At 72.2% G+C, this 13215-nt stretch carries 13 protein-coding genes; 10 read left to right on the forward strand and 3 right to left on the reverse strand.

Annotation, left to right across the window (positions count from 1 at the left end; genetic code table 11):
- Positions 1-26: 26 nt before the first annotated feature.
- Positions 27-1556, reverse strand: coding sequence for an SDR family oxidoreductase (locus ACFUO4_RS27010; protein ID WP_383489439.1), 1530 nt, complete (start codon positions 1554-1556; stop codon positions 27-29).
- An 87-nt stretch (positions 1557-1643) separates the two neighbouring features.
- On the opposite strand from ACFUO4_RS27010, the gene ACFUO4_RS27015 reads away from it, so the two are divergent.
- The 3 genes from ACFUO4_RS27015 (at position 1644) to ACFUO4_RS27025 (ending at position 4638) form a co-directional block, all read left to right on the forward strand.
- Positions 1644-2150 (forward strand): MarR family winged helix-turn-helix transcriptional regulator, encoded by a 507-nt coding sequence (locus tag ACFUO4_RS27015; RefSeq protein WP_383489442.1) that lies wholly within the window; start codon positions 1644-1646, stop codon positions 2148-2150.
- A gap of 120 nt (positions 2151-2270) precedes the next feature.
- Complete coding sequence (locus ACFUO4_RS27020; protein ID WP_079310303.1) at positions 2271-4364, forward strand: MMPL family transporter; 2094 nt, start codon at positions 2271-2273, stop codon at positions 4362-4364.
- An 88-nt stretch (positions 4365-4452) separates the two neighbouring features.
- Entirely contained in the window at positions 4453-4638 is a 186-nt protein-coding gene (locus tag ACFUO4_RS27025; protein ID WP_079310302.1) for a hypothetical protein, read from the forward strand.
- Between the two features lie 32 nt (positions 4639-4670).
- Here the strand turns inward: ACFUO4_RS27025 and ACFUO4_RS27030 are convergent, their stop codons facing one another.
- Positions 4671-5597, reverse strand: coding sequence for a LysR family transcriptional regulator (locus tag ACFUO4_RS27030; protein ID WP_383489447.1), 927 nt, complete (start codon positions 5595-5597; stop codon positions 4671-4673).
- Between the two features lie 144 nt (positions 5598-5741).
- Here ACFUO4_RS27030 and ACFUO4_RS27035 point away from each other — a divergent pair, with 144 nt between their 5' ends.
- From ACFUO4_RS27035 to ACFUO4_RS27065, 7 genes are all read left to right on the forward strand, one after another.
- Positions 5742-5819, forward strand: a complete 78-nt coding sequence (locus tag ACFUO4_RS27035) for a putative leader peptide (protein ID WP_359016820.1) — start codon at positions 5742-5744, stop codon at positions 5817-5819.
- Positions 5820-5938: 119 nt separating this feature from the next.
- Entirely contained in the window at positions 5939-7048 is a 1110-nt protein-coding gene (sfnG, locus tag ACFUO4_RS27040; protein WP_079310300.1) for a dimethylsulfone monooxygenase SfnG, read from the forward strand.
- Between the two features lie 13 nt (positions 7049-7061).
- A complete protein-coding gene (locus ACFUO4_RS27045) occupies positions 7062-8279 on the forward strand; it encodes an acyl-CoA dehydrogenase family protein (RefSeq protein WP_383489450.1) in 1218 nt (405 codons plus the stop codon).
- Between the two features lie 66 nt (positions 8280-8345).
- A complete protein-coding gene (gene ssuE, locus ACFUO4_RS27050; RefSeq protein WP_079310298.1) occupies positions 8346-8900 on the forward strand; it encodes an NADPH-dependent FMN reductase in 555 nt (184 codons plus the stop codon).
- Between the two features lie 7 nt (positions 8901-8907).
- Positions 8908-10092, forward strand: a complete 1185-nt coding sequence (locus ACFUO4_RS27055; protein ID WP_383489454.1) for an SfnB family sulfur acquisition oxidoreductase — start codon at positions 8908-8910, stop codon at positions 10090-10092.
- A 21-nt stretch (positions 10093-10113) separates the two neighbouring features.
- The gene (locus tag ACFUO4_RS27060) at positions 10114-11259 is read left to right on the forward strand and encodes an LLM class flavin-dependent oxidoreductase (RefSeq protein ID WP_383489458.1); all 1146 of its coding nucleotides are present in this window, start codon (positions 10114-10116) and stop codon (positions 11257-11259) included.
- A gap of 29 nt (positions 11260-11288) precedes the next feature.
- A complete protein-coding gene (locus ACFUO4_RS27065; RefSeq protein WP_383489461.1) occupies positions 11289-12113 on the forward strand; it encodes an alpha/beta fold hydrolase in 825 nt (274 codons plus the stop codon).
- On the opposite strand, the gene ACFUO4_RS27070 is transcribed toward ACFUO4_RS27065, so the two are convergent.
- Entirely contained in the window at positions 12110-13147 is a 1038-nt protein-coding gene (locus ACFUO4_RS27070) for an acyl-CoA dehydrogenase family protein (protein WP_383489464.1), read from the reverse strand. The genes ACFUO4_RS27065 and ACFUO4_RS27070 overlap by 4 nt on opposite strands.
- Between the last annotated feature and the right edge of the window lie 68 nt (positions 13148-13215).

Below are 13215 nucleotides of genomic sequence, written 5' to 3' on the forward strand. Positions count from 1 at the left end.
GAGGGGGAGGGGTATGGGCGACGGGGTCAGCGGGTGGGGGAGGTGCGGTGCGCGGGTTCGGCCTCCGCCCGGGCCGCGGCGCGGGCGATGTTGCGGGCCATGCCGCCGAACACGAGGGCGTGGAACGGGGAGACGCTCCACCAGTAGAGGTGTCCGAGCAGGCCGCGGGGGTGGAACAGGGCCCGCTGGTGGTAGCGGGTGCGGCCGGTGTCGTCGGTCTCGGCGTACATCTCCAGCCAGGCCGGACCCGGCAGCCGCATCTCGGCGCGCAGCCGCAGCAGCCGCCCCGGTTCGATCTCCTCGACCCGCCAGAAGTCCAGCGAGTCGCCGACCCGCAGCCGGGCCGCGTCCCGGCGCCCCCGGCGCAGTCCGACCCCGCCGACGAGCCGGTCCAGCCGGCCGCGCAACGCCCAGGCCAGCGGGAAGGAGTACCAGCCGTTCTCCCCGCCGATCCCCTCGATGACCCGCCACAGGGCAGCGGGCGGGGCGTCGACGTCGATCTCCCGTACGTCGGTGTAGAGGCTGCCGCCCGCCCAGTCGGGGTCGGTGGGCAGCGGGTCGCTGGGGGCGCCCGGCACGGACGCCGAGGACCAGCGGGTCGCCACCTGCGCGTCGCGGACCCGGCGCAGGGCCAGCCGGACCGCCTCATCGAAGCCGATCGGGTGGCCCGGCGGATCCGGCACATACCGGGCGATGTCGTGCTCCTGGCAGACCACCTCGTGCCGCAGGGACTCCGTCAGCGGACGGGCGATGGACGCCGGTACGGGCGTCACCAGCCCGACCCAGTGGCTGGACAGGCCGGGGCTGAGCATGGGCAGGGAGACGATGAGCCGGCGCGGCAGCTCCGCGACCGCCGCGTACCTGATCATCATCTCCCGGTACGTCAGCACGTCCGGGCCGCCGATGTCGAAGGCGCGGCTCACGTCGGACGGCATCCGGGCGCTGCCCACCAGGGCCCGCAGCACATCGCGCACCGCCACCGGCTGGATGCGGGTGCGCACCCAGCTCGGGGTCACCATCGCCGGCAGGCGTTCGGTGAGGTAGCGCAGCATCTCGAAGGAGGCCGAGCCCGAACCGATGACGACCGCGGCCCGCAGCACGGTGGTGGGCACCCCGCAGGCCAGCAGGATGCGGCCCACCTCGGCCCGGGACCGCAGATGCGGCGACAGTTCGCGCTCGGGCACGTCCGCGGGGGTGAGCCCGCCCAGGTAGACGACGCGGCGCACGCCCGCGGCACGGGCCTGCTCGCCGAAGATCCGGGCGGCCCGCCGGTCGGTCTCCTCGAAGGTGTCGCCGGTGCCCAGTGCGTGCACGAGGTAGTAGGCGACGTCGACGCCGCGCAGGGCCTCGGCGACGGCGTCGGCGTCCAGCACGTCCCCGCGTACGGCCTCCACGTCACCCGACCACGGCTGGTCGCGGAGTTTTCCGGGCGACCTGGCCAGGCAGCGCACCCGGAACCCGGCGGTGAGCAGCTCGGGCACGAGCCGGCCGCCGATGTAGCCGGTCGCGCCGGTCACCAGACAGCGCGGCGCCGCTGCGGTGTGTTCGTCGTTCATGTGCCGCAGACCCTTCGTGTGCGTGCCCCTGTGATCACTTCCCTGCGCGGGGCCGTGTCGGATGCGGTCCTTCTATAGGCTTCCGATGTGGTCACCGCAGACGAACCGAAGCCGCAGGCGACAGCGCCGGGAGGGTCCCCTGCCCCGCCGGGGACGGACCTCCAGTCCCTGGCCGTCCAGTTGCGCCGAATGAACGGTGAGATCAACCGGCTGGTCCACGGTTTCGCGGGTGACCAAGGGCTGCACGCCACCGACGTCCAGGCGCTGGCGGCGATCCTGGACGCCGACGAGCCGATGACGCCGGGCCGGCTGCGCGAGCATCTCGGGCTGACCTCGGGGGCCGTCACGGCCTGTGTGGACCGGCTGGCGAGCGCGGGGCACATCCGGCGGGTCCGGGAGAGCAGTGATCGCCGGGTGGTTCACCTGTACTACGCCTCCGACGCCCGGGTCGCCGCCCGCACCTATTTCCGCCCGCTGGCCCGGGCCGCCGAGGAGGCGCGGCAGCGCTTCACGCAGGACGAGCTGGCGGTCGTCGCCCGCTTCCTCGCGGCGATGAACGAGGAGCTGTCCCTGCTCCGGTCCGGCGGCGCCTGACCTGCGCGCGTGCGCAGCGAAAACACCGCAACCGCTGCATCCGGGGACCCGCTGTGAACAGAAACTTCAATGATTGAGATTCTTTCCCATTGAGGTATCTGCCCACCAGCTTGGAGAACCATGTCCCTCACCCCGCGCCGAGGCCGCTTCCTCGTGCCGCTCCTGCTGCTCGCCGTCTGGCTGGGAGTGGGCGGGATCCTCGGCCCCTTCGCCGGCCGGCTCGGCGAGGTCGCCACCAACGACCAGGCGGCCTTCCTGCCCCGTAGCGCCGAGTCCACCGAGGTCGTCACCGCCCAGCGGGCCTTCAAGCAGGACGAGACCCTGCCGGTGATCGTGCTCTGGACCGACGCGGCCGACGGCCGGGTCGACGACCGGAAGGCCGCGGCCGGACGCGCGCTCGCCTCCCTCACCGGTGCCTCGGGCGTGGTCGGGGACGTGTCGCCCGCGCTGCTCTCGAAGGACGGCGAGGCCCTCGAAGGAGTCGTCCAGCTCCGGCCCGACCTCGGGGAGCGGCTCCCCGAGACCCTCGACCGCGTCCGGACGGCCGCCGAACGGGTGCCCGGCACCACGGTCCAGCTGGCCGGTCCCGCCGCGACCCAGGCCGACCTCTCCGACGCCTTCGCCGGCATCGACGGGCTGCTGCTGGCCGTCGCGCTGATCACCGTCCTGGTGATCCTGCTGCTGGTCTACCGCAGCGTGCTCCTGCCCTTCGTCATCATCGTCGGCGCCGTCCTCGCCCTCGGCCTGGCCTGCGCGATCGTCTACGCGCTCGCCGACCGCGGGGTGGTCCGCGTCGACGGCCAGGTCCAGGGCATCCTGTCGATCCTCGTCATCGGCGCCGCCACCGACTACGCCCTGCTGCTGACCGCCCGCTTCCGGGAGGAACTCGCCGTCCACCGGGACCGGTTCACGGCCGCCCGGGCCGCGCTGCGGCAGTCCTGGGGCGCGATCGTGGCCAGTGCCGCGACGGTCGCCCTGGGGCTGCTCGCCCTCCTGATCAGCGACCTGACCAACAACCGGGCGCTCGGACCGGTCGGCGCGATCGGGGTCGGCTGCGCCGTGCTCAGCACGCTCACCTTCCTGCCCGCCGTACTGGTCCTGCTGGGCCGTGCCGCCTACTGGCCCGCGGCCCCCCGTCCCGACGCCGGCCGCGGCGTCTGGCGGCGCGTCGCCTCCCTGGTGGACCGGGCGCCCCGCAAGGTCTGGGCCGGCTCCCTCGTCGCGCTGCTGGCCTGCGCCGCCTTCGCGCCGACCCTCGCGTCCCGGGGCGTCGCGCTCGACGAGACCTTCGTCGACGACGCCCCGTCGGTGACCGCCCAGCAAACCCTCGTACGCCACTTCCCGGGCGGCTCCGGCAACCCCACCGTCGTCATCGCCGACGCCGAACGCCTCGACCGCGTCGTCGACACCGCCCGCGCCACCAAGGGCGTCGCCGCCGCGGCCGGAGTGACCGGGAACGGGCAGCCGGGCGGCACCCCGCTGGTCGTCGACGGACGGGTCCGCATCGACGTCACCCTGGCGTCCGCCGCCGACAGCGACGCCGCCAAGGACACCGTGGCGCGGCTGCGGGCGGCCCTGCACGCCGTGCCCGGCGCGAACGCCCTCGTCGGCGGCTACACGGCCCAGCAGTACGACACCCTGCGCACCGCCGAACGGGACCGCACCCTGATCGTCCCGGTGGTCCTCGCGATCATCTTCGTCATCCTCACCCTGCTGCTGCGCTCCCTGCTGCTGCCGGCGCTGCTGGTGGCGACCGTCGCGCTCAACTTCCTCGCCACGCTGGGGGTTTCGGCCCTGGTCTTCGAACACCTCCTCGGCTTCGGCGGCACCGACCCGTCCGTGCCGCTGTACGGCTTCGTGTTCCTCGTGGCGCTCGGCGTGGACTACAACATCTTCCTGATGTCCCGGGTGCGGGAGGAGGCCCTGCGGCACGGGGTGCGCCAAGGTGTGCTGCGCGGACTGGTGGGCACCGGGGGAGTCATCACCTCGGCGGGCGTGGTGCTCGCCGCGACGTTCGCGGCCCTCGGGGTGATCCCGCTGGCCTTCCTGGTGCAGATCGCCTTCATCGTCGCCTTCGGCGTGCTCCTCGACACGCTGGTGGTGCGCTCACTGCTCGTGCCGGCCCTGACCCGCGATCTCGGGGCCGTCGCCTGGTGGCCCGGGGCGGGGGCGTTCCCGACGGGCCATGGACGGAGCGCCGTTGACGCCGACTGACATGCGGTGGACTGTTCGCGGCGTTCCCGGGCAACCGGACCGTACGACGGTGGACCGTCACGACGCCGTCGTAGGGAACGGAAGATCGATGTCGGAGGTGATCGCCACTATGGGTGCGAAGGTGTTGGAGCGGTTCCCGGCAGGCTCTCCCCGCGGATCGTGGCCGGCGGAGGAGTACGCGGCGCAGCGCCGCGCCCAGGGTGAACCCGCGACGGTCGTCATGGACCTGAAGTCCGACGCGTTCCTCGTGGTGCTCCAGGGCGACGACGACTGACCGGATCTGTCCCGGCTCCCCTCACCCGCAGGTCACCGGTCGGCGTCGGCCTGGCCGGACCCCGCCGATCGCCGGGCCCGGCGCACGAACATCTCGTGCAGGTCCTGAGCCGCTCGCGGCACGGACTCGGCCCGGCGGCGCTGGAGCATCAGCAGCACCCGCGTCGTGTCCCCGGCGATCGGCCGCCAGGTGATCGTGCCCTGCCGCTCCAGCGGGTCGCCCACCACACTGAAGTCCGGCAGCACCGTCGCCCCGAGCCCCTCGGCCACCATCAGCTTGCCCATCTCGGCGCCGTCGGTGGAGTAGGAGAAGGACGGGCCGCGGCCGCGCAGCAGGCGGTGCACATAGCGGTGCATGACATATCCGGTCCGCATCCCGATCAGCGGCTCGGCCAGCAGATCGTCCACGGTCACCACCGAGCGCGCGGCCAGCGGATGGTCGGGCCGCACACACACCACCGGCCGGCCACGCAGCAGCTCCGTGGACTCGATGCCCGCCGGCACGTCGTCGCCGTCCAGGTGGTTCACCAGGCCGAGATCCAGACCGCCCTCGGCCAGCGCCCGGTGGATCTCGGACTGCTGGGCGCCGACCACCTCGACCTGGGTGTGCGGATGGGAGGCCCGGAAGTCGCGCACGGCCGGGATGAGCAGCGGCACGGTCGCCGCGTTCACCGTGCCCACCCGCACCATCCGGCTGATGCGGTGCTGCTCGCCCGCCGCCGCCCGCAACCGGTCCACCGCGTCCAGCACGTCGACGATGTGCGGCAGCAGCTCCCGCCCCTCCGCGCTCATCGTCGCGCCCGAGCGTTTGCGTTCCAGGAGGTCCACGCCCAGCTCGCGTTCCAGATTCCGCACGGTCTCGCTCAACGCGGGCTGGGAAAGGCGCAGTTCCTCCGCGGCCCGGCGCAGGGAACCGAGCCGGGTCACCGCGGCGATGTATTCGAGCTGTTCGGTGCGCATGCCAGGCAGAATGCGGCCCATTTCCCGGCGTGTTCAAGGGTTTCCCTGTCACACCTTCGTGAAATTCAATGGTCCGCGATACGAGACCGGTCGGGTTTACCTTGACGGCCCCGACCGGCGACTGTCACGATCGATGGCATGAAGATGCGACTGGACCTCACGCGGCGACGCCATGTCGACCTCGCACGCGTCTCCAGCGCCTCCTGTTGCTTTGCGGCCTGAGCACTGCTCAAGGTTCCCCGCGTCACCTCTGTTTTCCCGCCTGAATTCACCGCGCCCGCGCATTTCCTGAATTCCGTGTGCCCGAAAACATTCCGCGACATCCGCAACAGGAGTTCCGCATGCCCGCAGAGCCCGTCACATTCGCCTACTGGGTCCCCAATGTCAGCGGAGGACTCGTCACCAGCAAGATCGAGCAGCGCACCGACTGGGGTTACGACTACAACCGCGAACTCGCCGTCCTCGCCGAGAACAACGGCTTCGACTACGCGCTCAGCCAGGTCCGCTACATGGCCAGCTACGGCGCCGAGTTCCAGCACGAGTCGACCAGCTTCAGCCTCGCGCTCCTCCTCGCCACCGAGCGTCTGAAGGTCATCGCCGCCGTCCACCCAGGCCTGTGGCACCCCGGTGTCCTCGCCAAACTCGGCGCCACCGCCGATCACCTGTCGAAGGGCCGGTTCGCGGTCAACGTCGTCTCCGGCTGGTTCAAGGGCGAGTTCACCGCCCTCGGTGAGCCCTGGCTGGAGCACGACGAGCGCTACCGCCGCTCCGAGGAGTTCATCCGCGCCCTGCGCCAGATCTGGACCGAGGACCACACCGAACTCGCCGGTGACTTCTACCGGTTGCGTGACTTCTCCCTCAAGCCCAAGCCCCTCAACACCCCCGAACGACCGCACCCGGAGATCTTCCAGGGCGGCAACTCCACCGCCGCACGCCAGATGGCGGGGCGGGTCTCCGACTGGTACTTCTCCAACGGCAAGGACTTCGACGGGGTCGTCGAGCAGATCACCGACGTCCGCAAGGCGGCCGCCGAAGTGGGGCGTACGGCACCGAAGTTCGGCCTCAACGGCTTCCTCATCGCCCGTGACACCGAGGCCGAGGCCCGCGACACCCTGCGCGAGATCGTCGCCAAGGCCGACACCGAGGCCGTCGAGGGCTTCGGCGCGGCCGTGAAGCAGGCGGGCCAGTCCACCGGCGACAAGAAGGGCATGTGGCAGGACTCCTCCTTCGAGGACCTCGTCCAGTACAACGACGGCTTCCGCACCGGGCTCATCGGGACCCCGGAGCAGATCGCCGAGCGGATCGTCGCCTACAAGAAGCTCGGCGTCGACCTCTTCCTCCTCGGCTTCCTCCACTACCACGAGGAGGTCCAGTACTTCGGCGAGCGCGTCCTGCCGCTCGTGCGCGAACTGGAGGCCCAGCTCCCCGAGTCCGTCCCCGCCCAGGTCTGAGGAGGCAACCGACATGAGCACCGTCACGCACACCGACTGGCAGCACCGTCCCGCCCCCGAGACCGCCCAGGACTGGATCGCCCGCGCCGCCGAGGTCGCCGCCGTCCTCGCCACCGACGCTGCCGCCCGCGACCGGGCCGGCGCCACCCCGTACGCCGAGGTCCAGCTCCTCAAGGACGCCGGCCTCGTCACCCTGCTCGGCCCCACGGAGCACGGCGGCGCGGGCCAGGACTGGACCACGGCGTACCGGGTCGTCCGCGAGGTCGCCAAAGCAGACGGCTCCATCGGCCAGCTCCTCGGCTACCACTACCTCTGGAACTGGGCCGCCCGGCTGGTCGGCACCCGTGAGCAGTGGGAGCACGTCGAGGCCGAGGCCGCTCGCCACCGCTGGTTCTTCGGCGGGGCCGTCAACCCCCGCGACAAGGACGTGATCGTCACCGAGGACGGCGACGACCTCGTCTTCACCGGCCGCAAGTCCTTCTCCACCGGCAGCAAGGTCTCCGACGTCACGGTCCTGGAAGGCGTCCTCGAAGGCACCGACCAGCACGTCTTCGCGATCGTGCCCTCCGACAGCGAGGGCCTGACCTTCCACGACGACTGGGACAACATCGGCCAGCGCCTCACCGAGAGCGGCGGCGTCACCCTCGACGGGGTGCGGACGCCGTGGTCGTCGGCGGCCGGTTACGTCGACAAGCAGTTCCGGCCGCGCACGTACAACACCCTCAACGTCCCCACCATCCAGCTGGTCTTCGTCAACTTCTACCTCGGGATCGCGGGCGGCGCCCTGGAGACGGCCGCAACCTACACCCGCACCAAGTCCCGCTCCTGGCTGCACGGCGGACACGAACGGGCCGTCGACGAGCCGTACGTCATCGACATCTACGGCGACCTCACCGCCAAGCTCTGGGCCGTCGAGGCGCTCGCCGACGCGGTCGCCGTCGAGGGACAACAGCTGCACGACGACCCCGACGCGGTCACCGAAAAGACGCGCGGCGACTTCGAGGTGCGGGTGGCGGCCGTGAAGGCCCGCGCCACCGATGTCGCCCTGGAGATCGCGAACCGCGTCTTCGAGGTGACCGGCGCCCGGTCCACGACCACCGCCGAGGGCCTCGACCGGTTCTGGCGCAACATCCGCACCCACACCCTCCACGACCCCGTCGCCTACAAGCGGCGCGAGGTCGGCCGCTGGGTCCTCGAGGGCGAACTGCCCGAACCCACCTGGTACTCCTGACCGCTTCCCCAGGGGCGCCCCCGGCTCGCGCGCCGGGGGCGGCCCCGCCTCCCCGAAAGAGGACCCATGGCCACCGTCCTGTCCGTCTCCGGCAGCCCGTCCGCCTCCTCCCGCACCAACCGCCTGCTGCGCCACCTCGACCAGCGCTTGGTCGCCCAGGGCCACACGGTCGTCCCGCTCGACGTGCGCACGATCCCCGCCGAGGCCCTCCTCGGCGCCGACTTCCAGCACCCGGCCATCGTCGAGGCCACCGAGCTGTTCGCCCGCGCCGACGGCGTCGTCGTCGGCACCCCGGTCTACAAGGCGTCGTACTCCGGAGTCCTGAAGGCGCTGCTCGACCTGTTGCCGCAGTACGCGCTCACCGGCAAGACGGTGCTGCCGCTCGCCACCGGCGGCTCCACCGCCCACGTCCTGGCCATCGACTACGCCCTGCGCCCGGTTCTGAACTCGATGGGCGCCGCGCACATCGTGCAGGGCTGGTTCACCCTCGACAAGGACATCACCCCGCACGAGGACGGGACCCTCTCCGTCGCCCCCACCACCCGCGACGCCCTCGACCAGATCGTCGACCAGTTCTCGGCCGCCCTCGGCCGCACCCCGGTCCTGGCCGCGGCGAGCTGAGCCGACGATGACCGCCCATGTGATCGCCGACGAGGCGGAGGCCCTCGCCGTCGCGGCGGCCCTGGCCGACGAGTTCCGTGCCGGAGCCTCCGTGCGGGACGCCGAACGCAGGCTGCCCCGCGCGGAGCTGGACCGGCTCTCCGCGTCCGGCCTGCTCGCCGTCACCGTCCCCGCCGACCACGGAGGCGCGGACGTCGGCGCGCCCACCCTCGCCGAGATCTTCCGGCTGCTCGCCACCGCCGACGGAAGCCTCGCGCAGATCCCGCAGAGCCACTTCGCCTACGTCAACGTGATCCGCCGTCAGGGCACCGAGGAACAGCGGAAGTTCTTCTTCGCCGAGCTCCTCGCCGGCCGCCGCTTCGGCAACGCGCAGTCGGAGGCGGGCACCAGGCACGTGCAGGACATCCGCACCCGACTGACACCGCAGCCGGACGGCTCCTACGTCCTCGACGGCCTCAAGCACTACTCCACCGGCGCCCTGTTCGCCGACTGGATCCCGGTGCTGGCCCGCGCCGAGGAGGACAAGCTCCATGTGGCGTACGTGCCCGCCGACGCGCCGGGCGTCACGGTGATCGACGACTGGGACGGCCTCGGCCAGCGTACGACCGCCAGCGGCACCGTCCGCCTGGCGGGCGTGCCGGTCCCGGCCGACCGGATCCTGCCACACCACCTCACCTTCGAGGGCCCGCAACTCCACGGCGCCGTCGCGCAGTTGCTGCATGCGGCCATCGACGCCGGGATCGCCGGGGGAGCGCTGGCGGAGGCGGCGGAGTTCGTGCGCACGAAGAGCAGGCCGTGGTTCGAGAGCGGCGTCGAGACGGCCGCCGAGGACCCGCTGCTGATCCAGCGGTTCGGCGAACTCGCCCTCCAGGTCCGGTCGGCGGAAGCGCTGTTGCGGGAGGCGGGGCGCGTCGTGCAGGCGGCGCAGGCCGACCTCACCGACGACTCGGCGGCGGAGGCGTCCATCGCCGTGGCCGCCGCCAAGGTGCAGGCCGCGCAGGCCGCCGTGGAGGTGGGGAGCGCCCTGTTCGAGGTGGCCGGCACCCGCGCCGCCCTCAACTCCCTCAACCTCCACCGGCACTGGCGCGACGCCCGCACCCACACCCTGCACGACCCGACCCGCTGGAAGATCCAGCACATCGGCCGGTACGTGCTCAACGGCACCCGGCCACCCCGGCACGGACTGCTCTAGCCCCCGAACGGAGACCCCCACGTGTCCCTCACCTTCCACTGGTTCCTGCCCACCAACGGCGACAGCCGGCACGTCGTCGGCGGCGGCCACGGCACCCCGGCCACCGTCTCCGGACGGGACCGGCCGCCGACGGTGGCCTACCTGAGCCAGATCGCCCGGGCCGCCGAGGACCTCGGCTTCGTCGGCGCGCTCACGCCGACCGGCGCCTGGTGCGAGGACGCGTGGCTGACGACCGCGATGGTCAGCCAGAACACCGAGCGCCTGAAGTTCCTCGTCGCCTTCCGCCCCGGCTTCGTCTCGCCCACGCTGGCCGCGCAGATGGCGTCCACCTTCCAGCGGCAGTCCGGCGGACGGCTCCTGCTCAACGTGGTCACCGGCGGCGAAAGCCACGAGCAGCGCGCCTACGGCGACTTCCTCGACAAGGACGACCGCTACCGCCGTACCGACGAATTCCTCGAAGTCGTACGGGGGTTGTGGGACGGCAAGACGGTCGACCTGAAGGGCGAGCACCTCCGGGTCGAGGACGCGAGGCTCGCCCGGTTGCCCGACCCGGTCCCCGAGGTGTACTTCGGCGGCTCCTCGCCCATCGCCGGCGAGGTCGCGGCGAAGCACGTGGACGTGTACCTCACCTGGGGCGAGCCGCCCGCCCAGGTCGCGGAGAAGATCGCGTGGGTGCGCGGACTCGCGGCGAAGCGGGGCAGGACCCTGCGCTTCGGCATCCGGCTGCACGTCATCACCCGCGACACCTCGGAACAGGCGTGGGCCGAGGCGAACCGGCTCCTCGACGGCTTCGACCCGGAGACCGTGAAGTCCGTCCAGGCCGGGCTCGCCCGCAGCGAGTCCGAGGGGCAGCGGCGCATGCTCGCCCTGCACGGCGGCGGCAACCGGGACGGCCTGGAGATCCACCCCAACCTCTGGGCCGGCATCGGCCTGGTGCGCGGCGGCGCGGGCACCGCCCTGGTCGGCAGCCACGACGAGGTCGCCGAGCGGATCAAGGAGTACCACGCCCTCGGCATCGACGAGTTCGTCCTCTCCGGCTATCCGCACCTGGAGGAGGCGTACTGGTTCGGCGAGGGGGTGCTCCCGCGGCTGGCCGCCCAGGGTTTGTGGCAGCACCCTGCCGGGAAGGCGATCACCGCCACGGCACAGGTGCCGTTCGCGAGCTGAAGCCGGCGGGCATCGGAAGGAGCGAGTCGGTGGCGGAGTGGCAGCTGACCAGGACGTACCGCGGCACGTCCGGGGAGGTCCGCTGGGACAGCCTCGGTGACCCCGGTGGCCCGCCGGTCGTCCTCAACCACGGCACGCCCTTCTCCTCGTACGTGTGGCGTGCCGTGGCCCGCGCGCTTGCCCGCCGCCACCAGGTGTTCGTGTGGGACATGCCCGGCTACGGGACTTCGCAGATGGCAGAGGGCCAGGACGTGTCCCTGGCGGCCCAGGGGAGGGTCTTCACCGAACTCCTGGCGCACTGGGGACTGGACCAACCCCGGGTGGTGGCCCACGACTTCGGCGGTGCGGTGGCGCTGCGCGCCCATCTGCTGCACGGCGCCCGCTATCACGCGTTCGCCCTGGTCGACCCGGTCGCCCTCGCCCCCTGGGGCTCGCCGTTCTTCCGTCTCGTCGGCAAGTCCTCGGACGTCTTCGAGCAGCTCCCGCCCGCACTGCACCGAGCCCTGGTCCGCGAGTACGTCACCTCGGCCAGCAGCCCCGGCCTGCACCCCACCGTCCTCGACCGGCTCGTGCAGCCCTGGCTCGGCGACGAGGGACAGGCCGCCTTCTACCGGCAGATCGCCCAGGCGGACCAGGCGTACACCGACGAGATCGAGGACCGGTACGGCGAGATCGCGATCCCGACGCTGATCTGCTGGGGCGAGGACGACACCTGGATCCCGGTCGCCAAGGGTCACGAACTCGCCGCCCGCATCCCCGGAGCACGGCTCGAACTCATCGCCGGCGCCGGTCACCTCGTCCAGGAGGACGCACCGGCGCAGTTGACCGCCGCGCTGCTCGATTTCCTGAACTAGCCCCTCAGCGCGTCCAGTTGAGCCCGTCGCACGACCGACGTCTGGCCCTGGATCAGCAGGAACATCCCCTCGCGGGCCAGCCGTTGGGCGGGGCTGCGCAGGTCCATGGTGCGGCCGCCGCCGGCCACGACCGCCGCTGTCGTGGCCGCCCGCATCAGGTCGTACGCCCGTGTCCGCAGGACCAGCCGCTCCTCCATGTGCTCGTGTGCGACGGGGTGGTCGGCCAATGCGTACGCCTTGCGGCGGACCTCGTCGACGCGGCCGCGCAGTGCCTCGGCCGTCTCCGGTTCGCCGCCCTCCGCCACGAGCCGGAGCGCGGCGTACGCCAGACCGAAGACGGCCGGGGAGGCGTTGGTGCTGCGGGGGATGTCGAGGAGGGCGAACTTCTCCTGCGGGGTGCGCAGCAGCACGGACGACTCCGGCAGCCACAGCCCGTCCAGCTCCAGGGAGACCGTACGGGCGGCCGTCAGCGCGGCCAGCCGCATCGGGGCCGAGGGCCGCAGCCCCGGCTGCTCGCGGGCGTCGGCGAACGCGAACACGATCTCGTCCGCGTCGGTGATCCCCGCGAGCAGCATCACGTCGTTCAGCCCCCACCCCGTGTACCAGGGCACGGTCCCGTCGAACCGCCAGCCGTCGCGCTCCGCCGTGGCCCGTACGACGACACGCGGGAAGGCGCGGACATGCGCGTACGCGATCCCGGCGAGGAGTTCGCCGGTCGCGAGCGACCGCAACAGGCTTTCACGCACCGGGAGTTCGGACTTCGCCAGCATCCGCACCGGCGTGTGGTGCTGGGTCTGGACGAACCAGGTCGAGCAGCAGGCCCCGGCCAGGATCTCCTGGACCTCCCGCGCCACCGCGTCGGGGGCGTCCGCCCCGCCGTACGCCTCCGGCGCGCTCACCCCGAGCAGGCCCGAGCGCCGGATCGCGTCGAGATGACTCGCGGGCACCTCCGCCTGGTCGACCCGCTCCGCGTTCGGGACGAGGAGGGTGTCGGCGAGTTTCCGGGCGCGGGCGATCAGCGGCGAGGTGGTCATGGGAAGGATTCTCCCGATCTCGTCGTGCGCGGTGTCGATCCGGGGGTGCGCCGTTCGTGTAGGAGGTG

Origin of the sequence: Streptomyces sp. NPDC057280 (assembly GCF_042668605.1) — a bacterium.
Taxonomy (GTDB): Bacteria; Actinomycetota; Actinomycetes; order Streptomycetales; family Streptomycetaceae; genus Streptomyces.